This window comes from Kitasatospora sp. NBC_00458, from assembly GCF_036013975.1.
GTDB lineage: Bacteria > Actinomycetota > Actinomycetes > Streptomycetales > Streptomycetaceae > Kitasatospora.
In genome coordinates this window covers 5,735,692-5,760,664 of record NZ_CP107904.1, presented here as the reverse complement: position 1 = coordinate 5,760,664, position 24,973 = coordinate 5,735,692, and the positions used below count along the sequence as shown (strand labels likewise).

19 protein-coding genes are annotated in these 24,973 nt (G+C 72.8%); 11 read left to right on the top strand and 8 right to left on the bottom strand.

Annotated features, from left to right (window positions below):
• The first annotated feature begins 132 nt into the window (after window positions 1–132).
• The 6 genes from OG550_RS24050 (at window position 133) to pyk (ending at window position 10,061) form a co-directional block, all read left to right on the top strand.
• Entirely contained in the window at window positions 133–1,623 is a 1,491-nt protein-coding gene (locus OG550_RS24050) for a maltokinase N-terminal cap-like domain-containing protein (protein WP_327680806.1), read from the top strand.
• 146 nt (window positions 1,624–1,769) lie between these two features.
• On the top strand, window positions 1,770–4,256 hold the full coding sequence (glgB, locus tag OG550_RS24045; protein WP_327680804.1) for a 1,4-alpha-glucan branching enzyme: 2,487 nt from the start codon (window positions 1,770–1,772) through the stop codon (window positions 4,254–4,256).
• 146 nt (window positions 4,257–4,402) lie between these two features.
• Window positions 4,403–5,083, top strand: a complete 681-nt coding sequence (locus OG550_RS24040) for a hypothetical protein (RefSeq protein ID WP_327680802.1) — start codon at window positions 4,403–4,405, stop codon at window positions 5,081–5,083.
• A gap of 109 nt (window positions 5,084–5,192) precedes the next feature.
• On the top strand, window positions 5,193–7,325 hold the full coding sequence (pta, locus tag OG550_RS24035) for a phosphate acetyltransferase (RefSeq protein WP_327680800.1): 2,133 nt from the start codon (window positions 5,193–5,195) through the stop codon (window positions 7,323–7,325).
• Entirely contained in the window at window positions 7,322–8,536 is a 1,215-nt protein-coding gene (locus OG550_RS24030) for an acetate kinase (RefSeq protein ID WP_327680798.1), read from the top strand. Before pta ends, OG550_RS24030 begins: the two co-directional genes overlap by 4 nt.
• 94 nt (window positions 8,537–8,630) lie before the next feature.
• Window positions 8,631–10,061 carry a pyruvate kinase gene (gene pyk, locus OG550_RS24025; RefSeq protein WP_327680797.1) on the top strand — a complete coding sequence of 477 codons (1,431 nt, stop codon included), beginning with the start codon at window positions 8,631–8,633 and terminating at the stop codon, window positions 10,059–10,061.
• Between the two features lie 73 nt (window positions 10,062–10,134).
• On the opposite strand, the gene OG550_RS24020 is transcribed toward pyk, so the two are convergent.
• The 4 genes from OG550_RS24020 to OG550_RS24005 all read right to left on the bottom strand — a co-directional run bounded on the left by OG550_RS24020 (window position 10,135) and on the right by OG550_RS24005 (window position 14,698).
• Entirely contained in the window at window positions 10,135–11,646 is a 1,512-nt protein-coding gene (locus OG550_RS24020) for a hypothetical protein (protein WP_327680795.1), read from the bottom strand.
• Window positions 11,643–12,269, bottom strand: coding sequence for a DUF6114 domain-containing protein (locus OG550_RS24015; protein ID WP_327680793.1), 627 nt, complete (start codon window positions 12,267–12,269; stop codon window positions 11,643–11,645). The genes OG550_RS24020 and OG550_RS24015 overlap by 4 nt, the downstream gene beginning before the upstream one ends.
• Before the next feature lie 131 nt (window positions 12,270–12,400).
• Window positions 12,401–13,066, bottom strand: a complete 666-nt coding sequence (locus OG550_RS24010; RefSeq protein ID WP_327680790.1) for a DUF6230 family protein — start codon at window positions 13,064–13,066, stop codon at window positions 12,401–12,403.
• Between the two features lie 633 nt (window positions 13,067–13,699).
• Window positions 13,700–14,698: a tetratricopeptide repeat protein gene (locus tag OG550_RS24005; RefSeq protein WP_327680788.1), complete on the bottom strand. Its 999-nt coding sequence runs from the start codon at window positions 14,696–14,698 to the stop codon at window positions 13,700–13,702.
• A 368-nt stretch (window positions 14,699–15,066) separates the two neighbouring features.
• On the opposite strand from OG550_RS24005, the gene OG550_RS24000 reads away from it, so the two are divergent.
• A complete protein-coding gene (locus OG550_RS24000) occupies window positions 15,067–15,777 on the top strand; it encodes a TetR/AcrR family transcriptional regulator (RefSeq protein WP_327680786.1) in 711 nt (236 codons plus the stop codon).
• A 104-nt stretch (window positions 15,778–15,881) separates the two neighbouring features.
• On the opposite strand, the gene OG550_RS23995 is transcribed toward OG550_RS24000, so the two are convergent.
• From OG550_RS23995 to OG550_RS23985, 3 genes are all read right to left on the bottom strand, one after another.
• Window positions 15,882–17,567, bottom strand: a complete 1,686-nt coding sequence (locus OG550_RS23995; RefSeq protein ID WP_327680785.1) for an acyl-CoA mutase large subunit family protein — start codon at window positions 17,565–17,567, stop codon at window positions 15,882–15,884.
• Window positions 17,568–17,788: 221 nt separating this feature from the next.
• Entirely contained in the window at window positions 17,789–18,133 is a 345-nt protein-coding gene (locus OG550_RS23990; protein WP_327680783.1) for a DUF3817 domain-containing protein, read from the bottom strand.
• Window positions 18,134–18,206: 73 nt separating this feature from the next.
• Window positions 18,207–18,746, bottom strand: coding sequence for a MarR family winged helix-turn-helix transcriptional regulator (locus OG550_RS23985; protein WP_327680781.1), 540 nt, complete (start codon window positions 18,744–18,746; stop codon window positions 18,207–18,209).
• Window positions 18,747–19,236: 490 nt separating this feature from the next.
• Between OG550_RS23985 and OG550_RS23980 the strand changes: the two genes are divergently transcribed.
• Together OG550_RS23980 and OG550_RS23975 are read left to right on the top strand one after the other, a co-directional pair.
• Window positions 19,237–20,874, top strand: a complete 1,638-nt coding sequence (locus OG550_RS23980; protein ID WP_327680779.1) for a M4 family metallopeptidase — start codon at window positions 19,237–19,239, stop codon at window positions 20,872–20,874.
• Window positions 20,875–21,356: 482 nt separating this feature from the next.
• Window positions 21,357–22,970 carry a M4 family metallopeptidase gene (locus tag OG550_RS23975; RefSeq protein ID WP_327680777.1) on the top strand — a complete coding sequence of 538 codons (1,614 nt, stop codon included), beginning with the start codon at window positions 21,357–21,359 and terminating at the stop codon, window positions 22,968–22,970.
• Between the two features lie 148 nt (window positions 22,971–23,118).
• On the opposite strand, the gene OG550_RS23970 is transcribed toward OG550_RS23975, so the two are convergent.
• Complete coding sequence (locus OG550_RS23970; RefSeq protein ID WP_327680775.1) at window positions 23,119–23,505, bottom strand: DUF3817 domain-containing protein; 387 nt, start codon at window positions 23,503–23,505, stop codon at window positions 23,119–23,121.
• A 143-nt stretch (window positions 23,506–23,648) separates the two neighbouring features.
• On the opposite strand from OG550_RS23970, the gene OG550_RS23965 reads away from it, so the two are divergent.
• Window positions 23,649–24,287 (top strand): AIM24 family protein, encoded by a 639-nt coding sequence (locus OG550_RS23965; RefSeq protein WP_327680773.1) that lies wholly within the window; start codon window positions 23,649–23,651, stop codon window positions 24,285–24,287.
• Complete coding sequence (locus tag OG550_RS23960) at window positions 24,287–24,937, top strand: AIM24 family protein (RefSeq protein ID WP_327680771.1); 651 nt, start codon at window positions 24,287–24,289, stop codon at window positions 24,935–24,937. The genes OG550_RS23965 and OG550_RS23960 overlap by 1 nt, the downstream gene beginning before the upstream one ends.
• Window positions 24,938–24,973 lie beyond the last annotated feature (36 nt).

Genomic DNA, 24,973 nt, shown 5'->3' with positions numbered 1-24,973 from the left:
CCCACACGAAGGCGTGACACCCGGGCGCACCGCTCGCGTGCCGTCGCCGCCGCGCCGCCGCAATCCGGAAGACTGACGGACCCGGCCAGACCCGTCGGGCAGTCCGCCCGCCTCTTCCGGGGAAAGGGAGTCATGTCCGAAACCTCCCGTTCTCAAGCCCCACTGCACCGCGACACCCCCGCCGGCTCCGCCGTGCCGGTCGGCACGCGGGGCACCGGGGCCCGGAGAACCGCCCTGGGGGTCAGCGAACTCGTCCAGGCGGCCCTGCCCCTGATCGCCGAGTGGCTCCCCACCCAGCGCTGGTACGCCGGCAAGGGACGGCCGATCACCGGCCTCACCCCCCTCGTCGGCACCCCCCTCCAGGTCGGCGATCCGGCCCTGCTGCACCTGCTGCTCCGGGTCGAGCACGCCACCACCGCCGGCGCGCCGCACGGAGACCTGTACCAGCTGCTGCTCGGCATCCGCTCGCAGGGCCCGGCCGGCATCGAGCCGACCGCCGTCCTCGGCCGGCTCACCCAGGGCCCGTACGACGGCGCGGCGCTCTACGACGCCGTGCACGACCCCGAGCTCACCGGACGGCTGCTCGAACACCTCGCCACCGGCGACCGGTTCGGCTCGCTGTCCTTCCGCCGCACCCCCGGCTCCGGGCTCCCCACCAACCTCCCGGGCCGCGCCTCCACCGCCGAGCAGTCCAACAGCTCGGTCATCTACGGGACCTCGTACATCCTCAAGCTGTTCCGCCGCATCCACCCCGGCACCAACCCCGACCTCGAACTCTCGCTGGCGCTCTCCCGGGCCGGCTCGACCCGCATCCCCCGGGTCGCCGCCTGGTTCGAGAGCCGGCTGGAACGCGCCGAGCCGGCCACCCTCGGGCTGCTCCAGCGCTACCTGCCCGAGGCCGAGGACGGCTGGGAGCTCGCCCTCGACCAGGTCGGCCGCCTCAAGGGCGACCCGTCGCCCGGCAACTTCGCCATCGAGGCCCACCGGCTCGGCCGGGCCACCGCCGAGGTCCACCGGGTGCTGGCCCGCTCCATGCCGGTGGCCCGCCTCGACCGCTCGCAGACCCGCCAGCTGGCCGCCGCGATGGCCGACCGCCTCGACAGCGCGGTCGCCGCCGTCCCCGGGCTGATGCGCTACCGGGCGGCCCTGCGCTCCGCCTTCCAGCAGATGGCCGACGCCCACCCCGACGGCCTGCCGGTCCAGCGGATCCACGGCGACCTGCACCTCGGCCAGGCGATGCGCACCCCGCACGGCTGGGTGCTGCTCGACTTCGAGGGCGAACCCGCCAAGTCGGTGGCCGAACGGCGCGAACCGCAGACCGCGCTGCGGGACGTCGCCGCGATGCTCCGCTCCTTCGACTACGCCGCCGCCCACCTGCTCGCCGGCGGGCCGCCCGACCCGGAACTGGCCCACCTCGCCGCCGCCTGGGCGCAACGCAACCGCACCGCCTACAGCGCGGGCTACACCGCCGGCGGCGGCACCGACCCGGCCGCCTCCCCCGAACTCATGCGCGCCCTGGAGATCGACAAGGCGGTGTACGAGGTGGTCTACGAGGCCCGGCACCGGCCGAGCTGGCTGCCGATCCCGCTCGCCGCGATCAACCGGCTGGCGCTCACCGTCTGACCCCGCCGTCCCCACCCGCCCTCGTCCGTCCGTCCACGCCCGCCGCCCGCACCGCCCGAGTCCACCCGCACCCGCCGGAACCAGCCGCCGGTGAGTTCGCCGACGCCCCTCCGAACCCGCCGGCCCCGATCCAGGAGGTCCTCGCAGTGACGCCGCTCGACCCGCCAGGCCGCACCACCCGCACCGTGCCGGCCACCTTCCTGGCCGGCCCGGACTCCCCGCAGCGCGAGCCCGCGACCGCCCGGCGGTCCGAGCAGCAGCCGCCGGCCGCCCCGGACACCGTCCCGGCCCCGGCCACCGCCCCGGTCGCGGCCGTCGGTGTCCCCGACGCCCGCGGCGCCCGTGACGCTCCCGCGGCCGCGGCCCCGGCCGCTCCCGTCGACCGCGCGGGCGCCGCCGCCGAGGCCGCCGTCCCCTCCGGGGCGCTGCGGCTGCCCGAGGCGCCGCTGCCGCCCGCCGAGGTCGACCGGCTGGTCGGCGGGCAGCACCACGACCCGCACTCCCTGCTCGGCGCCCACCCCGTCCACGGCGGCACCGCCATCCGGGTGCTCCGCCCGTTCGCCGAGCGCGTCGTCGTCGAGACGGCGCACGGCCCCGCCGAACTCACCCACCAGCAGAGCGGCCTCTTCACCGGCCTGCTCCCCGGCGCCGGGACCGCCGCACCGGGACCGGCCGACTACCGGCTGCTGGTCGGCTACCCCGGCAGCGAGCCGGTCCGCCAGCACGACGGCTACCGCTGCCCGCCCACCCTCGGCGAACTCGACCTCCACCTGATCTCCGAGGGGCGGCACGAGCAGCTCTGGCAGGCCCTCGGTTCGCACGTGCGCACGGTCGACGGGGTGAGCGGCACCGCCTTCGCCGTCTGGGCGCCGAACGCCGCCGGCGTCCGCCTGATCGGCGACTTCAACCACTGGGACGGCTCCGGCCACCCGATGCGCTCGCTCGGCTCCTCCGGCGTCTGGGAGCTGTTCGTGCCGGGCCTCGGCGAGGGCACCCAGTACAAGTACGAGATCCGCACCCGGCAGGGCTGGGTCCTCGACAAGGCCGACCCGCTGGCGCGCGCCGCGCAGATCCCGCCCGGCACCGCCTCGGTGGTCACCACCTCCGCCTACCGCTGGCAGGACGGCGAGTGGATGGCCCGCCGGGCCCGCTCCGCGCACCACCGGGCCCCCATGTCGGTGTACGAGCTGCACCTCGCGTCCTGGCGCCCCGACCTCACCTCGTACCGCGCCATCGCCGAGGAACTCCCCGGCTACCTGAAGGAGCTGAACTTCACCCACGTGGAGTTCATGCCGGTCATGGAGCACCCCTTCGGCGGCTCCTGGGGCTACCAGGTGTCCGGCTACTACGCCCCCACCTCCCGGCTGGGCGGCCCCGACGACTTCCGCCACCTGGTCGACACCCTGCACCGGCACGGCATCGGCGTCATCGTCGACTGGGTGCCGGCGCACTTCCCCAAGGACGACTTCGCGCTCGCCCGGTTCGACGGCGAGCCGCTGTACGAGCCCGCCGACCCGCTGCGCGCCGAGCACCCCGACTGGGGCACCCTGGAGTTCGACTACGGCCGCGTCGAGGTCCGCAACTTCCTCGTCGCCAACGCGGTCTACTGGTGCGAGGAGTTCCACATCGACGGCCTGCGGGTCGACGCCGTCGCCTCCATGCTCTACCTCGACTACTCCCGCGAGGGCGGCGCCTGGACCCCCAACCAGTACGGCGGGCGGGAGAACCTCGACGCGGCCTCGTTCCTCCAGGAGATGAACGCCACCGTGTACCGCCGCTGCCCCGGCGTCATCACCATCGCCGAGGAGTCCACCGCCTGGGACGGCGTCACCCGGCCCACCGACAGCGGGGGCCTGGGCTTCGGGCTGAAGTGGAACATGGGCTGGATGCACGACTCGCTGGTCTACATGTCCAAGGAGCCGGTGCACCGCAGGTTCCACCACAACGAGATCACCTTCTCGATGGTGTACGCCTACTCCGAGAACTACGTCCTGCCGATCTCCCACGACGAGGTGGTGCACGGCAAGCAGGCCCTGGTCTCCAAGATGCCCGGCGACTGGTGGCAGCAGCGCGCCAACCACCGCGCCTACCTCGGCTTCATGTGGGCCCACCCCGGCAAGCAGCTGCTCTTCATGGGGCAGGAGTTCGCCCAGGGCGCCGAGTGGGACCACGAGCAGGGCCCGCAGTGGTGGGTGCTCGACGAGCAGTGGCCCGCCCACCAGGACCACCTCGGCGTGCGCCGCCTGGTCCGCGACCTCAACCGCCGCTACCTCGACGCCCCCGCCCTCTGGGAGCAGGACGCCACCCCGGCCGGCTTCCGCTGGCTCGACGGCGGCGCCGCCGAGGACAACCTGCTCTCCTTCGTCCGGCACGCCGCCGACGGGAGCCCGCTGGTCGCCGTCTGCAACTTCTCCCCCGTCGTCCGCCACGGCCACCGCGTCGGCCTGCCCAGGCTCGACGGCCGGGACCAGCTCTGGGAGGAGGTCCTCAACACCGACGCCGAGACCTACGGCGGCAGCGGCATCGCCAACTCCCACCCCGTGAAGTCCGAGCCCGTCGAGTGGAACGGCCAGCCCCGCAGCGCCGAACTGGTCCTCCCGCCGCTCGCCACCCTCTGGCTCCGCCCCGCCTGAGTCCGGTCGGCGGGTGCCGGGCGCGGGCCCGGCACCCGCCGCGGGGGGCCGCCGGGCCCGGCGGCGAGGGGCCGTTGTGCCCGCCGCCCGGGCCCCCTAGGCTCCCCCGGGCGGTACCGATCACCGGCGGCTGGGGGGCCTCGCGCGTGGCAGTTTTCCTGGGGTGGACCTACGTGCTGCTGCCGCCGGCCTGCTGGGCGGTACTGGTCCGGACCCGGGGGGTCGGGACGGCGGTCGCCGTCGTCCTCGCCGGCCTGGCGGTCGTCCCGGTCGGGCTGGAGCGGGGGTGGTTCCACAGCGGGGCGGCGGCCGAGTCCGAGGCGGGCTACCCGCTGGCCACCGGACTGGTGGTGCTGGTCGGCACGCTGGCCGAACGCCGGGCGCGCGGCCCCCGCACCCCCGGCGGGCGCGGCCTCCCGGTGACCGCGGCGGCCGTCGTGACCGCCGTCCACGCGCTCTTCGGCCTCGTCATCGCCCTCCTCTACCAGCTGGCCGTCCACGAGCCCTACTCCCCCGACCGGGCCGAGTTCTCGCTGCCCGCCGGACTCGCCGTCGAGCGGGACTCCGGCGCCGACCCCAACTGCGCGCTGCGCTACTGCGTCCGCGAGCTCACGATCGGCAGCCCCGAGGGCCTGTCCGGCGCCGAGGTGGGCCGCCGGGTGCGCGAACGGCTCGCCGCCGACGGCTGGCGGCCGGGCCCGGACGGCACCCTCCGCCGCCGGCACGGCTGGCTGCTGGACAAGCGGGTGACCGTGGTCCGCCTCGACGAGCGGGAGCGGGGGGCCGTGGTCGAGCTCATCGGCCCGGACCGCTACTCCCAGCCGTGACCTCGGACCCTTGCCCGGGCGCCCGGACTCTGCTCGCGGACGTGCGTTCGAGGTGCGAAGGTATGGTCGATATGACCACCTTCTGAGACGACGGGACGGAGAGAGCCACGTGGCGCGCAGCGTGTACGTGACCGGGATCGACCGGGGGGACGGACGGCAGGCGGTGGAGCTCGGGGTCATGGAGCTGCTCACCCGCCAGGTGGACCGGGTCGGGGTGTTCCGTCCGCTGGTGCACGCGCCCGCGCCGGGCACGGCCGGGTCGGACCACGTGGTCGAGCTGCTCCGCACCCGGTACCGGCTGGACCTTCCGGCCGACGAGCTGTACGGGCTGACGTACGAGGAGGCCGCCGCACTGCAGGCGGCGCAGGGCCAGGACGAACTGGTCTCGGTCCTGGTGGACCGGTTCCGGGCGCTGGAGCGGCGCTGCCAGGCGGTGCTGGTGCTGGGCACCGACTTCGCGGACACCAACATCCCCGACGAGCTGGCCTTCAACGCCCGGCTCGCCAACGAGTTCGGCGCCGCCGTAATGCCGGTGGTCGGCGGCCACGGCGAGGACGCCGCGACGGTGGTCGCCGAGGTCCGCAACGCCCACCGCGCCTACACCGACCTGGGCTGCGAGACCCTGGCGATGGTCGCCAACCGGGTCGCGCCGGGCGTCAAGCAGCCGGTCCAGCGCAAGCTCACCGAGAAGCTGCCGATCCCCGCGTACGTCATCCCCGAGGAGCCGGCGCTGGCCGCGCCGACCGTCGCCCAGCTGGTCGAGGCGACCGGCGCCGAGGTGCTGATCGGGGACGCGGCCGGCCTGGCCCGGGACGTCCGCGGCTTCGTCTTCGGCGGCGCCATGCTGCCGACCTTCCTGGACGCGCTGACCGAGGGCGCGCTGGTGGTCACCCCCGGGGACCGCGCCGACCTGGTGATCGGCTCGCTGGCCGCGCACGCCGCCGGCGCCCCGCCGATCGCCGGCGTGCTGCTCACCCTCGGCCAGCACCCCGGCCCGAACGTGATGGCGCTGGCCGCCCGGCTCGCCCCCGGCACCCCGGTCGCGGTCGTCCCGGAGGGCAGCTGGCTCACCGCCGCCGCCCTCACCCACCTGGAGGGCAAGCTCTCCGCGGCCAGCCCGCGGAAGGCCGAGATCGCCCTCGGCCTGTTCGAACTGCACGTGGACACCGCCGAGTTGACCAACCTGATCGAGGTCGGCCGGTCCGAGCGGGTGACCCCGATGATGTTCGAGCACGCGCTGCTGGAGCGCGCCCGGGGCGCCCGTCGGCGCGTCGTGCTGCCGGAGGGCACCGAGGAGCGGGTGCTGCGCGCCGCCGAGATCCTGCTCCGCCGCAACATCTGCGACCTCACGCTGCTCGGCGAGGTCGACGCCGTCCGCCGCAAGGCCGCGAGCCTGAGCATCGACCTCCCCGCCGAGGACCCGTCCGCCGACCGCGCCCAGGTCCGGATCGTCGACCCGAGCACCAGCCCGCTGCGCCGCCAGTTCGCCGAGCTGTACGCGAAGCTGCGGGCGCACAAGGGGATGACCGTCGAACTGGCCCTGGACGTGGTCACCGACGTCTCCTACTTCGGCACCCTGATGGTGCAGGAGGGCATCGCCGACGGCATGGTCTCCGGCGCGGTGCACTCCACCGCCGCCACCATCCGGCCCGCCTTCGAGGTGATCAAGACCTCGCCGGGCGCGGCCATCGTGTCGAGCGTCTTCTTCATGTGCCTGGCCGACAAGGTGCTGGTGTACGGCGACTGCGCGGTCAACCCGGACCCGGACGCCCAGCAGCTGGCCGACATCGCCATCCAGTCGGCCGCCACCGCCGCCCAGTTCGGCGTCGAGCCGCGGGTCGCGATGCTGTCCTACTCGACCGGCACCTCCGGCTCCGGCGCGGACGTCGACAAGGTCCGCAGGGCCACCGAGCTGGTCCGCGAGCTGCGCCCGGACATCCTCGTCGAGGGCCCGATCCAGTACGACGCGGCGGTCGACCCGCACGTCGCGGCGACCAAGCTGCCCGGCTCGCCGGTGGCCGGCCGGGCCACCGTGCTGATCTTCCCGGACCTCAACACCGGCAACAACACCTACAAGGCCGTCCAGCGCTCGGCCGGCGCGATCGCGGTCGGCCCGGTGCTCCAGGGGCTCCGCAAGCCGGTCAACGACCTGTCGCGGGGCGCGCTGGTGCAGGACATCGTCAACACGGTGGCGATCACCGCCATCCAGTCGCAGGAGCGCAGCGAAGGAGCCGGCGCATGAGTGAGGGCACGCGGGTACTGGTGCTGAACGCCGGCTCGTCGTCGGTCAAGTACCAGCTGATCGACATGCTGGACGGCACCCGGCTGGCCTCCGGGCTGGTCGAGCGGATCGGCGAGGCCGGCGGGCGGCTGGTGCACGCCCCGCGCGGCGGGGCGGAGCGGGAGAGCGTCCAGGCCTTCCCCGACCACGGCGCCGGGCTGAAGGCGGTCGCCGAGGAGCTCGCCGCCGACGGGATCGGGCTGGACTCCCCCGAGCTGGCCGCGATCGGCCACCGGGTGGTGCACGGCGGCCTGCGCTTCACCGAGCCGACCGTGATCACCGACGAGGTGCTGACGGAGATCCGCCGGCTGATCCCGGTGGCCCCGCTGCACAATCCGGCCAACATCACCGGCATCGAGGTGGCCCGGGCGCTGCGGCCCGACCTGCCGCAGGTGGCCGTCTTCGACACCGCCTTCCACGCCTCGATGCCGGAGCACGCCGCCCGGTACGCGGTGGACAAGGAGGTCGCCGACCGGCACCGGGTGCGCCGCTACGGCTTCCACGGCACCTCGCACCAGTACGTCTCGCGGGCCACCGCCCGGCTGCTCGGCAAGGACCCCGCCGAGGTGAACGTGATCGTGCTGCACCTGGGCAACGGCGCCTCGGCGTCGGCGGTCGCGGGCGGGCGGTGCGTGGACACCTCGATGGGCCTGACCCCGCTGGAGGGCCTGGTGATGGGCACTCGTTCGGGTGATATCGACGCGGGCGTGGTCTTCCACCTGCACCGGGTCGGCGGGCTCTCGATCGACGAGATCGACGACCTGCTCAACCGCCGCAGCGGCCTGCTGGGCCTGTGCGGCGACAACGACATGCGCGAGATCATGCGCCGCGCCGGGGAGGGCGACGAGGACGCCCGGCTGGCGTTCGACGCGTACGTCCACCGGCTGCGCAAGTACATCGGCGGCTACTACGCGGTGCTCGGCCGGGTCGACGCGATCGCCTTCACGGCGGGTGTCGGGGAGAACGCGGCGCCGGTGCGGGCCGCCGCCACCGCCGGCCTGGACGGACTGGGCATCGCGGTCGACCCGGAGCTCAACTCGGTACGCTCGCGCGAGCCCAGGCTGATCTCCCCCGAGTACGCGCGGGTCGCGGTCGCGGTCGTGCCCACCGACGAGGAGCTGGAGATCGCCCGGCAGTCCTTCGCCCTGGTGCACCGGTCGTCCGAAAACTGACCCCCCGTCGTCTCGCTCCCCGGAATCCTTCGTCGGCGATTCCTCTCGATTCGGGCCGAATGCACCCATAACACGAACGGATAGACTGATCGATATGCGCCGAGCGAAAATTGTCTGCACCCTGGGTCCGGCCACGGACTCCTACGAACAGCTGAAGGCCATCGTCGAGGCGGGCATGAACGTCGCCCGACTGAACATGAGCCACGGCACCCACGCGGACCACGAGGAGCGGTACCGCAAGGTCCGCCAGGTCTCGGAGGACACCGGCAAGGCCATCGGCGTCCTGGCCGACCTCCAGGGTCCCAAGATCCGTCTGGCGACCTTCGCCAACGGCCCGGTGACCGTCGACAACGGCGACGAGTTCACCATCACCACCGAGGACGTCCCGGGCGACCAGCACATCTGCGGGACCACCTACAAGGGCCTGCCCGGCGACGTCAAGCCGGGCGACCCGATCCTGATCAACGACGGCGTCATCGCCCTGGAGGTCGTCAGCGTCGACGGCCCGCGGGTGAGGACCGTGGTCGTCGAGGGCGGCGTGCTCTCGAACAACAAGGGCATCAACCTCCCCGGCGCGGCCGTCAACGTGCCCGCCCTGTCCGAGAAGGACAAGGAGGACCTGCGCTTCGCCCTCGAACTGGGCGTCGACATGGTCGCCCTCTCCTTCGTCCGCAACGCGGCCGACGTCAAGGACGTCCACGAGGTCATGGACGCGGTCGGCATCCGGGTGCCGGTCATCGCCAAGATCGAGAAGCCGCAGGCCGTCGAGGCCATGGAGGAGATCGTCCTCGCCTTCGACGCCATCATGGTCGCCCGCGGCGACCTGGCCGTCGAGTACCCGCTGGAGCGGGTGCCGCTGGTCCAGAAGCAGCTCATCACGCTGGCCCGCCGGAACGCCAAGCCCGTCATCGTCGCCACCCAGATGATGGAGTCGATGATCCACGCCTCGCGCCCGACCCGCGCCGAGGTGTCCGACGTCGCCAACGCCATCCTGGACGGCACCGACGCGGTCATGCTCTCCGCCGAGTCCAGCGTCGGCAAGTACCCGATCGAGACCGTCCGCACCATGAGCCGGATCTGCGAGAAGGCCGAGGAGGAGCTGCTCTCCCAGGGCCTCCAGCCGCTCAACCCGGGCCGCAAGCCGCGCACCCAGGGCGGCTCGATCGCCCGCGCCGCGTGCGAGCTGGGCGACTTCCTGAACGGCAAGGCGCTGGTCGCGTTCACCAAGTCCGGTGACACCGCGCGCCGGCTCTCCCGGTACCGCTCGCCGATCCCGGTGATCGCGTTCACCCCGGACAACGCCACCCGCAACCAGCTCTCGCTGAGCTGGGGCGTCGAGGCCCACGTCACCGAGCAGGTCGGCTCGACCGACGCCATGGTGGCCCAGGTCGACGGCGAGCTGCTCCGCATCGGCGAGCTGACCGAGGGCGACACCGTCATCGTCACGGCCGGCTCCCCGCCCGGGATCCCCGGCAACACCAACATGGTCCAGGTGCACCACCTCGGTACCCGCGGCGACAAGTAGCCCGCACGCACGACGCCCGTGGGGCGGTCCCTCCGCATCGGAGGGGCCGCCCCACGGGCGTTCTCGGCCGGGCCTACTTCGCGTTGCCGGGGTAGGGCTCCTGGTCGTTGTAGAGCTTCATGCCGGGGATCGTCAGGGTGCCGCCGAACTGGCCGGCCTGCACCGCGGTGACGCCGGTCAGTTCCAGCCACAGCGGCAGCTGGAGCTGACCGATCAGGTCGTACAGCCACTGCGGCAGCGGCCCGTCCGGCGTGAGGGTCAGCTCGCCCAGGTCGATCGGGATCGGCAGGCCGAGCACCTTGGACAGGTGGCCGGAGAGCCGCTCCACGTACATGGTGACCGGGCCGCTGCGCATGGTCGAGACCGAGCCCGGCGCGCCCTTGACGTGGAAGGTGCGGTCGTTGCCCTCCAGCGTCGACATGTGGAGGTTCTCGATGTCGACGCTGCCGACCTCGAACTTCAGCACCCGCTTGGTGCCGGTCGGGGTCTGGACGTTGACCACGCCCAGCAGCACCGCGTGGTTCAGCGCCAGCCGGGTGGTCTGGAGGGTCCAGTTCTGGTCCGGGACGAGGATCGCGTTGTCCGCCGGCTTCCCGGCCGGGTTGAGGGCCTTGGTGTCGACCAGGCAGTTGGGGTCCTTGGTCGGCGTGGCCGGGGCCGAGCCGGAGGGGGTCGGGGACCCAGCCGCCGGGTCCTTCGTGGCGGCCGACGGCGAGGAGCCCGCCTTGGGACTCGCGGAGGGCTTGGCGGACGGCTTGGACGAGGGCTTGGCGGACGGCGTGCCGGGCGGCTCGGCCGCGGGCCCGGCGGACGGCGTGCCGGTCGCCGGGGCCTGGGCGGCCGATGCGGTCGTCGGTGCGGTCGTCGGTGCCGGGGCCTGGGTGGCCGGGGCCGCGGTGGCGGGGTCCTGGGTGCCCGGGGCGGGCGCCGCCGACGAGGGCGCCGGGGCGGCCGGGGCCACCGCGTGGACGCCGGCGGACGGGGCCGCGGTCGGGCTCGGCGAGCCGCCCGGGCGGAACAGGCCGGTGATGCCGTCGACGACGTCGTCGATCAGCCCGGCCCGGGAGACCCCGGCGGCGGTGCCGGCCGCTCCGGCCTGCGCGGCCGGCGCGGTCGTCGGTGCGGCCGGCGGCGTCGTCGACGGCTTGGCGGCCGGCGCCCCGCTCGTCGGCACGGCCGTCGGCACGGCCGAGGGTCCGGCGCCGGTCGGTGCGGTCGTCGGCGCGGCCGTCGGGGGCGCGGTGCCGGTCGGGTCGGCCGTCGGGGCCGGCTCCTCGGGGAGCGGCACGGACGGGCCGGGGATCGGCGGCGGCAGCTCGCTCTTCGGGACGGGCGTCTCGGCCACCTTCGGCGGCAGCGGCACGGCGTCCGGGGCGGTGGCGCACGGCTTGCTCGCCGAGGTCTCGGCGATCGCCGAGCCCGGCGTGTAGGCGGCGGCCATCAACAGGGCGGTCGGCACCGCGGCCATCGCCAGCGCGCGGCCGCGCAGGCGGATCCGGACCGGCGTCCGGGGCGCGGCGTGCCGCCCGGAGCGCGGTGCCGGGGCGGCGGACGGGTCGGTCCGCTGCTCGTCGGGCGCGGTCACCGCACCTCCTTGGGCTCACCGGCCTGCTGCGGGACGGTTCCCCCGGCGGCGGACGGGGCGGTGTCCTCGGCCGGGGGCTCGCCCTGGGCGGGCACGGCCGGGATCCGCGCGGTGGCGGCCTCGGCGGCGGCCGGGTCCACGGCTTCGGCGGCTCCGGCCGTCTCCGCCGCCCGGTACTCCTCGGCCGTCTCCACCGTCTCGGCCGTCTCGACCGCCTGCGGCACCGGCGCCCAGGCCATCATCAGCCCGCCGCCGATGAGCCCGGGCAGCAGGGCCATGCCGAAGCCGGCCAGGTTCGAGACCGGGATCGAGACGAGGGTGAGCAGCGTGGTGGCGACGCCGGCGAAGATCCGCACGGCGGGCTGGAACCAGGCGGTGAACCCGAGCAGGATCAGCAGCACGCCGATGATCAGCGAACCGGCGCCCGCCGTGGTGGACATCGCGATGGTCACGCCGCCCAACGACAGGTGCGCGTAGGGGAAGTACAGGATCGGGCCGCCGGCGACCATGGCCAGCAGGCCGCCCCAGAAGGGCCTGGTGCGGCGGAATTCCCGGAAGCTCCGCCAGAGCCACCCGGCCGGGTTCCGGTGTTCGGGCCGGGGTTCGGCCGTTGCGCTGGACATGGTGCAGCTCCTCGATGTCTCTACGAGGGAGAACAAGTGGTGTCGGGCCGGGAACGGCGGCTGCCCGCCGTTCCCGGCCCCGGGAAGACCCGTCACTCCGGCGTGCCGACCGGCACGCCGTCAGGCGAGGCTCAGAAGCACTCGTTGTTCGGGCCGTCGCCGCCCTTGAGCTTGAGGCTCAGGCCGTTGAGCACGAAGGTGCCGGCCGAGGTGGCGCGCGCGGTCTGCTTGACGTCCGTCAGCACGGCCTCCTTCGCCGCCTGGGAGAAGCCGAGGGCGCCGGTCGGGAGCTTCGCGCCGGCCTCCTTCAGCGCCGGGTGGCCCTTCCAGCCCTGGGTCGCCGAACCGGTGAGGGTGGAGGCGTCCTGGCCGATGTTGATGTCGGTGAAGGTCGCGTCGGCGTCCAGCTGCTCCAGGTCGATCAGCAGGTTGTGCGCGGTGACCGGCTTCTTCTCGTTGTTGCCGGCGTTCAGCTGGAGGGTGATCTTGCCGAGGCCGAGCTTCGACAGGTCGGTCACCACCGACTGGCAGAGGTTGTGGATCTCGGCATCGTCGAAGGCCGACACCGCGACCGGGTGCGGCGTGCCGTTCGCCTCGATGTCGACCGCACCGAACTGGGCGAAGTTGCTGCCCTTCAGGTACGTCGTCTTCACCTTGAACTGCTGGCCGGAGACGCTGAACGACGCCGCGAGCGCGCTGTTGGCAATCGAGACGCCGACCATCGCGGTGGCGGCGATGCTCGGCACCATCACCAGGGCGAAGCGCTTCCAGCGGGTCTTGCCGTGGGTCTGGGACATGCGTGTCCTCCTTCTGGACGTACATCTCCGGCTCCCCTGCGGTGCGTCACGCACGGTGGGGGCCTGGGATGGGAGAGAGCTACGTCCTCGGTAGCGGAGAGCGCCGTGGCGACACGGTCGATCCCCCCGAGCGACAACCAGTGACCGCGCGGGCAGCGCGGCCTGACGAAGGACAGGAACCGCCGTGGGACCGCGGATACCCCCCTGCCTTCATGCCGGCGGCCGGGGCCGTCGGCTGCCCGGTGGGGATCCCCTGTTCCGCTCTCGCCGACCGGCTGCCGGGAGTTGGAGCGTGGGGACCGGGCGTGCCGATGCTGCTCGAATACCGGGCGAAGCACAAGAGGTTCATTACTGACGGGTAATCCAACATCCAACGGCGTGGATCATGAAATCCGTCACACGAACACGCAGCGTGACGAATTGAAGGAATCGTGACGGCGAAATCCCCCGGAAACATCAGTGAAACACCCGTGGACGGTCACATGTCGTGACCGTCCACGGGTGTTGTCAAGATTTGGTAAACCTCAGACGCGATGACCGGATTGTCGCCAAATCACCAGCGGCACCGCAGGCCGTCCGCCGTGCCGGACCGGGGCCCGGAGGCCCGTCCGGCGAGGCCCGGAGGACAGGGCCTCAGAAGAGCACCCGGGCCAGCGCCTGGCGGGCCGCCGTGACCCGCGGGTCCTCGGTGCCGATGACCTCGAACAGCTCCAGCAGCCGGACCCGCACGACGTTCCGCTCCTCGCCGAAGGTCCTGCCCACGGTGCCCACCAGCCGCCCGAAGGCGTCCTCGACGTGCCCGCCGACCAGGTCCAGGTCGGCCGCCCGCAGCTGCGCCTCGACGTCCTTCGGGTCCGCGGCCGCGGCCGCCCGGACCTCCTGGAGGTCCAGGCCCTCGACCCGGCGGAGCAGCTCCGCCTGGGCCAGGCCGAGCTTGGCCTCGGCGTTGCCCGGCTGGTCGGCCAGCACGTTCTCGTACGCCTGGATGGCACCGGCCAGGTCGCCCCGGTCCAGCGCGTCGTGGGCCGCGGCCAGCGCCGGGTCCTCGGGGCGGCGCGGCGCCTCGTCCGGCTCGCCGCCGGTGCCCGGCAGACCGCTGCCGCCGACGATGCCGAAGCGCTGCTCGGCGACGAGGATCAGCTGGTCCAGCACCTTGCGGACGTTGGCCTCGTTCTCGGCGCCCTGGAAGAGCGGCACGAGCTGGCCGGCCACCACGGCCATCACGGCCGGGATGCCCTGGATGCCGAACTGCTGGGCGATCAGCTGGTTGCCGTCGACGTCGATCTTGGCGAGCACGATCCGGCCGGCGTACTCCTCGGCCAGTCGCTCCAGGATCGGGCTGAGCTGCTTGCAGGGACCGCACCACTCGGCCCAGAAGTCGATGACGACCGGCACCTCGGTGGAGCGCTGGACGACCTCGGTCTCGAAGGTGTCCTCGGTGACGTCGATGACGAGCTGGTAGCCGGGCGAGGCCGGCGCGATGCCCGACTCCTCGGCGGCGGCCGCCTGGCGGGCCCGCTCGGCCCTGGCCTGCTCGGCCTTCTGGGCAGCCTCGCCGGCTGCCTTCACTGCGGCGAGGTCGACCGCACCGCGCAGGGCGGAGCTGTTGGGACGCGAATTCCGTGGCTGCATGGCACCATCCTCCCCCGTCCGCACCGCCCGCGGGCACCAACCTCCCGGAAAACCGACCCGCGCGGGCTGCGCAGCCTCGATTCCCCGAGCGGAGAACCCATCCCCGATAGCCTGAACCGTTGGCGCGGATCCCCATCCGCACCCGCGCCGCCCCCGTCCCACGGGGTTCGCGGCGCCTGGTTGTCACCAGCTTTCGCTACGAGTCGTAGCGTAACTGGACCGAGGGCACCCGCCGCAACCCCCACCGGCACTCCCGCAACGTGAGCTGCCCCACTTTCCGGCACGGCCAGGCTGACCTGGACACGATGAAGTCGCTACCGTTACCAGCCCCACCCAAGTTACCAACCGGTAAATCGCAAGGAGGCCCGGTGCCGGCCCCCCAGCCCCCCGTGACCCCGGCGCACCTGGTCCGCCCGGCCGAGCCCCCGCGAGCCCCGGCCCCGCAAGCCCCGGAGAGCCCCGACGGCGCCGTCGCCCGCGCCAAGGGCCGACCGCGCAGCGCGGCCGCCGACCGCGCCATCCTGGACGCCACCCGCGAGACCCTCGCCGACCTCGGCTGGGGCGGGCTCACCATGGGCCACGTCGCCACCCGCGCCGGCGTCGCCAAGACCACCCTGTACCGGCGCTGGCCGTCCAAGAACGAGCTGGTGGTGGACGCCGTCGCCAGCCTCTTCGACGAACTCGTGATGCCCGACCTGGGCAGCCTGCGGGCCGACATCGAGGCCGTGGTCGCCCAGTTCGCCGACCTCTTGGCCCGGCCGGAGACGCAGGCGGCACTGCTCGCCCTGTTCGCCGAGGGCACCCGGGACCGGCAGCTGCGCCGGCGGATCCGGGAGGCGATCGTCGACCCCCAGAAGCGGCTGGTCCGGCAGGGCCGGGCCGCCGCCCAGGCCCGCGGCGAGCTGGCCCCGGACTGCGACGAGACGACCGCCGGCGAGGAGATCGACATCATCTTCGACACCATCGCCGGAACCGTCGAGCACCGGGTGCTGGTCAGCGGCGAGCCGATCACCGTCGAGTGGACCAGGCGGTTCACCAACCTGCTGCTCGGACCGTTCCCGAGCCTGCTGGCGCCCTGACCGGCCGCCCCGGCCGACCGGCCTGGCGGACGCCCGGACGCCCGGACGCCGGAGAGCCGCCCCGCACACGGAGGTGCGGGGCGGCTCGGCACGGCGGACCGGGGTCAGAACCGGGCGGTCTCCCGGTAGATCCCCCACTCGTCGCGCAGGGCGTTGCAGATCTCGCCCAGGGTCGCCTCGGCCCGCACCGCGTCCAGCATCGGCGGGATCATCGACTCGCCGGACCGCGCGGCGGCCAGCATCGCGTCCAGCCCGGCCCGGACCGCGGCCTCGTCCCGGGCCGCCTTGCGCTCGCGCAGCACCCGCACCTGCTCGCGCTCCACCTCGTGGCTGACCCGCAGGATCTCCAGCTCGGGGGTGACGCTGCGCGGGTGGCAGTTGACGCCGACGACGCGCTTCTCCCCCTTCTCCACCCCCTGCTGGTACTGGAAGGCCGCCTCGGCGATCTCGCCGGTGAACCAGCCGTCCTCGATGCCGCGCAGGATGCCGGAGGTGATCGGGCCGATCTCGTGGTCGTCCCGGCCCTTGTCGAGGATCTTCCGGAAGATCTCCTCGGCCTGCTGCTCGATCCGGTCGGTGAGCGCCTCGACGTACCAGGAACCGCCCAGCGGGTCGGCCACGTTGGTGACGCCGGTCTCCTCCATCAGCACCTGCTGGGTGCGCAGGGCGATCTCGGCGGCCTGCTCGGAGGGCAGTGCGAGGGTCTCGTCCAGCGCGTTGGTGTGCAGCGAGTTGGTGCCGCCGAGCACCGCCGAGAGCGCCTCGACCGCGGTGCGGACGACGTTGTTGTACGGCTGCTGGGCGGTGAGCGAGACGCCGGCGGTCTGGGTGTGGAACCGCAGCCACTGCGCCTTGTCGGTCTTCGCGCCGAACCGGTCGCGCATCCAGCGGGCCCAGATCCGCCGGGCGGCCCGGAACTTGGCGATCTCCTCGAAGAAGTCCAGGTGCGCGTCGAAGAAGAAGGAGAGGCCGGGCGCGAAGACGTCCACGTCCAGGCCGCGGGAGAGGCCCAGCTCGACGTAGCCGAAGCCGTCGGCCAGCGTGTACGCCAGCTCCTGCGCGGCCGTCGCCCCGGCCTCGCGGATGTGGTAGCCGGAGACCGAGAGCGGCTTGTACGCCGGGATGCCCTTGGCGCAGTACTCCATCAGGTCGCCGATCAGGCGCAGGTGCGGCTCGGGGGCGAAGAGCCACTCCTTCTGGGCGATGTACTCCTTGAAGATGTCGGTCTGCAGGGTGCCGTTGAGCACGGCCGGGTCGACGCCCTGGCGCTCGGCGGCGACGAGGTACATGCAGAAGACCGGGACGGCCGGGCCGCTGATGGTCATCGAGGTGGTGACCTCGCCCAGCGGGATGCCGCCGAACAGCACCTCCATGTCGGCGGCCGAGTCGATGGCCACGCCGCAGTGGCCGACCTCGCCGAGCGACTTGGCGTCGTCGGAGTCGTAGCCCATCAGGGTCGGCATGTCGAAGGCGACCGAGAGGCCGCCGCCGCCGGAGTCCAGGATCATCCGGTACCGCTCGTTGGTCTGCTGGGCGTTGCCGAAGCCGGCGAACTGGCGGATGGTCCAGGTCCGGCCGCGGTAGCCGGTCGGGTGCAGGCCGCGGGTGTACGGGTACTCGCCCGGCCAGCCGATCCGCTCGAACCCCTCGTAGGCCTGCCCGGGGGCCGGCCCGTAGACGGGCTCGACCTCGTCCCCGGAGAGGGTGGTGAAGTCCGCGTCCCGCTTGCGGGCGCGGTCGTACCGCTGCTGCCAGCGCTGACGTCCGCGCTCGATCTCCTCGGCGTCCATGACCCCGAACTCCGCTCCGTACGGCCGCCACACCAGCGGGCGGCACAGCTGTTAGGACGTCCTACCAATTTACTCGGACGTCCTAGTACTTGTCGACGGACGCCCGGGGCGACATTCGGAGGATCCGGCCGGTCCGCGGGCGGGGCCCGGGCCGGAAGCGGCCCGGCAGGCGAAAGGGCACCCTCCCCTGCGGGGGAGGATGCCCTGCGGAACATCCGGGATCAGACGCCGGCGGGCTGGCGGGCCGCGTCACCGGACGGCAGCTTCTCCGCGGCCTCGGCGACCACCCGGCGCTCGGCGACGAAGGAGGCGAACGGGATGCAGCCGGCGGCCAGCGTGAGGACCATCCGGCCCAGCGGCCACTTGAGCTTCTGGCCGAGCAGGAAGGTCACCACGAAGTACCCGATGTAGAGGTAGCCGTGCAGCATGGCCACGTACGTGGTGACGTCCTCGGCCGCGTGGAAGCCGTACTTCGCCACCATGAAGCCGCAGAACACCAGCAGGGCCGCGCCGGTCGCAATCGCCAGGGCCCGGTACCAGCCCAGCAGGGGGGTCGCCTTCGTCACTACATTCGCCTCGCTCGGCAGGATCGGGGGGTACGCCCGGTTCCGCGCACCGCTCCCACGAGGGTAACCGTCCTCACGCCCCGTCCCGCGCAGGCCCCTCGGCCTCCGGCTCGGTGAAATCGCCGGCCGCCACCCGCAGCGGCCGGAGCAGGTCGAACACCTCGCGGCACTGGTCGGCGTCGTACTCCTCCAGGCCGAACTCCACCGACATCAGCCCCCGGGTGGCCCCCTCGACGACCTCGCGGCCCCGGCCGGTGATCGCGGCGAGCACGCCGCGGCCGTCCAGCGGATTGGGGCGGCGGGCGACCAGGCCGGCCCGCTCCAGGCGGTCGACGGTGTTGGTGACGCTGGTCGGGTGGACCATCAGCCGCTCGCCGATCTTGGAGAGCGAGAGCTCGCCGGTCCGGCTGAAGGTGAGCAGCACCAGCGCCTCGTAGCGGGCGAAGGTCAGACCGTACGGCTTGAGGACCGCGTCCACCCGGGACAGCAGGATCTGGTGGGCGCGCATGATCGAGGTGATCGCCGCCATCGAGGGCACGGCGCCCCAGCGGCGGGCCCACAGCTCGTCGGCGCGGGCGATCGGGTCGAAGTCGAGTGCGAGGGGCTTTGCCACGTCCTTACCGTACCGGCGGGTGGGGCTGGTGCTACCAGGCGTCCTGATGGTGGACAAGTGCGACACGTGGCGGGATCACGCCAACCGGGCAACCAGGTACGGACCAGGACATTGCGCGGATGTGAACCACCGCCAACAGGGCCACGGGGGGCGAAGGTTGGCGCGCGAACCGGCGCCCGGCCCGGTACCAGGCCTCGGTTCGGACGGTAACCCGCTGCAAGGCCGGGCGATTCACCCCTTTTGTCACCCCGTTCATGATCCGCCGCCCTGGCGAGACCTGGCCAATCAATGAAGCAGACCTGTCATTTCACTAGTTGGATTGTCATGCTTTCGGCCAGCCCCGTTCGGTGATCACCGCCCCACTCACCGGTGACCGCCGTGGACCGCACGGAGCAGCACGTCAGCGCCCGTTCCGCCCCTAAGGCACCGCCCCGGCGCCCCGGGACGAGGCGCGCCCGCGCACACGCGGTTTCTCCGGAAGGACCTGTACGTGAAGCGAAAGCTCGCAGCCGGCGCCGTACTCTCCGCCACCGCCCTCCTCACCGGCGTCATCCAGGTGGGCACCGCCGCCCAGGCCACCCCGACCCCGTCGGCCCAGGCGCAGGCCGCGCAGCAGCGCGCCGGCCTGATCGCGCTGGCGGGCGGTCAGTCCGGCCCGCTGGCCAAGGCGCTCGCACTGGGCGGCCAGGAGACGCTGGTCGCCAAGGACGCCGTGGTGGACGCCGACGGCACCCGCCACCTCCGCTTCGAGCGCACCTTCGCCGGCCTGCCCGTGCTCGGCGGCGACCTGGTGGTGCACCAGGCGTCCGACGGCGCGGTGAAGGCGGTCGACAAGGCCGTCGCCGCGCGGATCTCGGTGCCCAGCCTGACCCCGGCGATCCCCGCCGACAAGGCGGCCTCGCAGGCCTCCGGCGCGGTGCAGTCCACCGTCGGCATCGCCGCCGACAAGGACGAGTCCCCGCTGGCCGAGGTCCACCAGGCCGGCGCCGCCCAGCTGGTCGTCTGGGCCGCCGACGGCAACCCGCGCCTGGCCTACCGGACCACCGTCGAGGGCGTCCGCGCCGACGGCACCCCGAGCAGCCTGCTGCTGGTCACCGACGCCGCCTCCGGCGAGGTGCTCTCCAGCCACGAGCAGGTGCAGACCGCCACCGGCACCGGCACCGGCGTCTTCGTCGGCGGCGTCCCGCTGACCACCTCGACCGCGACCGGCGGCTACTCGCTGAAGGACGCCTCCCGCGGCGGCCAGTCCACCAGCGACCTCAAGGGCAAGACCTCCGGCTCGGGCACGCTGTTCACCGACGCCGACAACAAGTGGGGCGACGGCACCGCCGCCAACCGCCAGTCGGCCGCGGTGGACGCGCAGTTCGGCGCGGCGGCCACCTGGGACTACTACAAGAACAGCTTCGGCCGCAACGGCATCAAGAACAACGGCGTCGGCGCCACCAGCCGGGTCCACTACGGCAGGAACTACGTCAACGCCTTCTGGAACGACTCCTGCTTCTGCATGACCTACGGCGACGGCGACGGCAACACCCACCCGCTGACCGAGCTCGACGTCGCCGGCCACGAGATGACCCACGGCGTCACCTCGGCCACCGCCGGCCTCAACTACTCGGGCGAGTCCGGCGGCCTCAACGAGGCCACCTCGGACATCTTCGGCACCATGGTCGAGTGGTCCGCCAACCTCCCCTCCGACAAGCCGGACTACCTGATCGGCGAGGAGATCGACATCAACGGCGACGGCACGCCGCTGCGCTACATGGACAAGCCCTCCAAGGACGGCGGCTCGGCCGACTCCTGGTACTCGGGCGTCGGCAACCTGGACGTGCACTACTCGTCCGGCGTCGCCAACCACTTCTTCTACCTGCTGGCCGAGGGCAGCGGCGCCAAGGTGATCAACGGCGTCGGCTACAGCAGCCCGACCTCCAACGGCTCGACGCTGACCGGCATCGGCCGCACCAAGGCCGCGGCGGTCTGGTACCGCGCGCTGACGGTCTACTTCACCTCCACCACCGACTACAAGGGCGCCCGCACCGGCACCCTGAGCGCCGCCAAGGACCTCTACGGCGCCGGCAGCGCCGAGTACAACGCGGTGGCGGCGGCGTGGAGCGGCGTCAACGTCAACTGACGCCCGCACGCCGGACGCCCGGGGTCCTCACTGGGAGGGGAGGCCCCGGGCGTCCGGCGTTCCCGCGCCGGTGCGCCGGGCCGCCGGTGCGGCCGTCCGGCGCCCCGGCGGCCCGGCGGCGGACGCGCGCCCGTTCCCCCGGGCGCGCGTAGCAACGGCGTGCGGGGTCGGCAAGGGCCCGCCGATGGCGGGAACACGCCAAGGGCGCGAATGCCGCGAACCAGGACATCCGACACTCCGTCATCAGCCCTACCGACCTTGGCGAGACCTGGCCAATAGCCCTCGGCACCCTGTCCTTTCACCACCTGCATTGTCATGCTTCTGACCACGCCCCGTCGGGCGGCCGTCGCCCCCACCCATCGACGGACCGCCAGACCGCACGGGACAGCACGTCAGCGCCCTACCGCCCCACGGCGCCAACCCCGGCGCCCCGGTACGCGGCGTGACCGCGCACCCGCGGTTTCGTGGAAGGAACCCCGTACGTGAAGCGAAAGCTGACAGCCGGCGCCGCACTCTCCGCCGCCGTCCTGCTGGCCGGCGCCATCCAGGTCGCCGCCGCCCCCGCCCAGGCCGCGCCGTCCGCGCCGGTCCAGCAGCGCGAGGCCCTGATCGCCCTGGCCGGCCAGCAGGCCGCGCCGGTCGCCAAGGCGCTCGCGCTCGGCGGCCAGGAGGCGCTGGTCGCCAAGGACGTCATCGTCGACGCCAACGGCACCCGCCACCTGCGCTACGACCGGACCTTCGCCGGCCTGCCGGTCCTCGGCGGCGACCTGGTCGTCCACCAGAAGGCCAACGGCACGATCACCTCCGTCGACCGGGCCTTCGAGGGCCGGCTCTCGGTGCCGAGCCTCACCCCCGCGCTCTCCTCCGGCACGGCCTCCACCCAGGCGGTCGACTCGGTCCGGGCCACCGTCGGCATCGCCGCCGACGCGGACGAGGTCCCGGTCAGCCGGGTCGACGGCGCCGGCACGCCCACCCTGGTCGTCTGGGCGGGCGACGGCAGCCCGCGCCTCGCCTACCAGACCGTGGTCCACGGCGAGCGGGCCGACGGCACGCCGAGCAGCCAGCGGCTGGTCACCGACGCCGCCACCGGCAAGGTGCTCTCCACGCACGAGGAGGTGCAGACCGTCCTCGGCTCCGGCAAGGGCGTCCACGTCGGTTCGGTCAGCCTGAACACCACCCAGAGCGGCTCCACCTACCAGCTCAAGGACCCCACCCGCGGCAACCAGTGGACCGGCAACGCCAAGAACGGCAACGCCATCTTCACCGACGCGGACAACATCTGGGGCAACGGCCTGGCGTCCGACCCGCAGTCGGCCGCGGTCGACGCGCAGTTCGGCACCGGCGCGACCTGGGACTACTACAAGAACACCTTCGGCCGCAGCGGCATCAAGAACAACGGCGTCGGCGCCAGCAACCGGGTCCACTACGGCAACGCCTACGTCAACGCCTTCTGGCAGGACGCCTGCTTCTGCATGACCTACGGCGACGGCACCGGCAACAGCAACCCGCTGACCGCCATCGACGTGGCGGGCCACGAGATGAGCCACGGCGTCACCTCCGCCACGGCCAACCTGACCTACTCCGGCGAGTCCGGCGGCCTCAACGAGGCCACCTCGGACATCTTCGGCACCCTGGTCGAGTGGTACGCCAACCTGCCGGTCGACGTGCCGGACTACCTCATCGGCGAGAAGATCAACATCTTCGGCAACGGCCAGCCGCTGCGCTACCTGGACAAGCCCTCCAAGGACGGCTCGTCCAAGGACTCCTGGTACTCCGGCATCGGCAGCATCGACGTCCACTACTCCTCGGGCGTCGCCAACCACTTCTTCTACCTGCTCTCGGAGGGCAGCGGCGCCAAGGTGATCAACGGCGTCAGCTACAACAGCCCGACCTCCAACGGCTCCACCATCACCGGCATCGGCCGGGCCAAGGCCGGGGCGATCTGGTACAAGGCCCTGACCACCTACTTCACCTCCAGCACCAACTACAAGGGCGCCCGCACCGGCACCCTGAACGCCGCCAAGGACCTCTACGGCGCCGGCAGCGTGGAGTACAACACCGTGGCCGCCGCCTGGAGCGCGGTGAACGTCAACTAGTCACCGCCGGACCACTCCCGGAAAAGCGACAGGCTGCCGGGGCCCACTGGGAGAGGGGGCCCCGGCAGCCTGTCGGCGTGCCCACGGCGCTGGCCGCGGAGCCGGGCGCCGTCGGAGGTCGTCGGAGGTCGTCGGACGGCGGTCGCCGTCAGGCGGCGGCGTCCGCGGCGACCGCCTTCGCGGCCGGCGCGCCGTCGCGCTCCTCCTTGGCGAGCATCCGCTCGGCGACGAAGCCGCCGCCGGGCAGCACCGAGAGGACGAACAGCACGGCGCCGCGCTTGACGTCCCACTTCTGCGACTGCCAGGCCATGATCCAGAAGACCACGTACAGGATGAAGAGGATCCCGTGGATCATGCCCATCACCGGCACCCCGTTGAAGCTGGTGGTGCGCTTCAGCACCGAGCACAGCAGCAGCAGGAGGAAGGAGACCCCTTCGGGGCCGGAGACCAGGCGCAGGCGGTGGACGGCGCTGCTGTTCACGATGGGTACCTCGATGCGGGGTCGGAGATCGCTTGTGAACCGGCTCACAAGCATCCGCCCCATTATCACCGAGCACACGTCCGGACCCGCGCCCGGGGTGCCCGGACCGGAGCCGGAGCCCCCGGTTTGTCCCAGACGCGTACCAGAACAGCCGCGCCCCCTCCCCGGGCCGGGCCGCCGACCGCTACATTGCGGCCGTGGCACAGTTTCGACTCCAGGGGTCCAAGGTGCTCGCCGTCGACATGACGGGCGACGCCGTGAAGGCCAGAAACGGCTCTATGGTCGCGTACACCGGCCAGATGGGCTTCAAGAAGCTCAGCGGCGGCGGCGACGGCCTGCGGGGCATGGTGACCCGCCGGCTGACCGGCGAGCAGATGGTGGTCATGGAGGTGAAGGGACAGGGCACCTGCTACTTCGCCGACCGGGCCACCGAGATCAATCTCGTGCGGCTCAACGGCGAGACGCTGTACGTCGAATCCGACAACCTCCTCTGCACCGAGGGGACGCTGAAGACCGGCACCAGCTTCACCGGTCTGAACGGCGTCTCCTCCGGCAACGGCCTGTTCACCACCAAGGTCGAGGGCCACGGCTGGGCCGCGGTCACCTCCAAGGGACCGGCGATCATCCTCCGGGTCTCCCAGGGGATGCCGCTGCGGGTCGACCCCGGCGCGTACGTGGCGCACACCGGCAACCTCAGCCGCTCCATCAAGTCGGGCGCCGGCTGGAGCACCTTCATCGGCGAGGGCGGCGGCGAGGCCGTCCAGGTGGAGTTCTCCGGAGAGGGCCTGGTCTACGTGCAGCCGTCCGAGAAGCTGACCGTCGGGGGCGACGTCTGATGGCCTTCACGAAGATCAACAACAAGATGATCGAGGCGATGGTCGTCCCCGGTCAGCGGCTGTTCAGCCAGCGCGGCGCGATGCTCGCGTACACCGGCGAGGTCCGGTTCACGCCGAACATCACCGGCGGGCAGGGCGGGGTCATGTCGATGATCGGCCGCCGGGTGGCCAACGAGGACACCCCGCTGATGACCGTCGAGGGCCAGGGCAGCGTGATGTTCGGCCACGGCGGCCACCACGTCCACGTGATCGACCTCACCGGCGACACCCTGTACGTCGAGGCGGACCGGCTGCTGGCCTTCGAGGGCTCGCTCCAGCAGTCCACCATGTTCATGGGCTCGCAGGGCGGCGTGATGGGCATGGTCCGCGGCCAGGTGACCGGGCAGGGCCTGTTCACCACCAAGCTGGACGGCCACGGCGCGGTGGCGGTGATGGCGCACGGCGGCGTCTTCGAGCTGCCGATCACGCCGAACCAGCCGGTGCACGTCGACCCGCAGGCCTACGTCGCGCACCGCGGCCAGGTCCAGAACAAGCTGTCCACCGCGCTCGGGTGGCGCGACATGATCGGGCGCGGCTCCGGCGAGGCGTTCCAGCTGGAGCTGTCCGGGCACGGAACGGTGTACGTGCAGGCGAGCGAGGAGAAGCTCTGATGTCCTACCCGCCGCAGCCCCCGTACGGGCAGGACC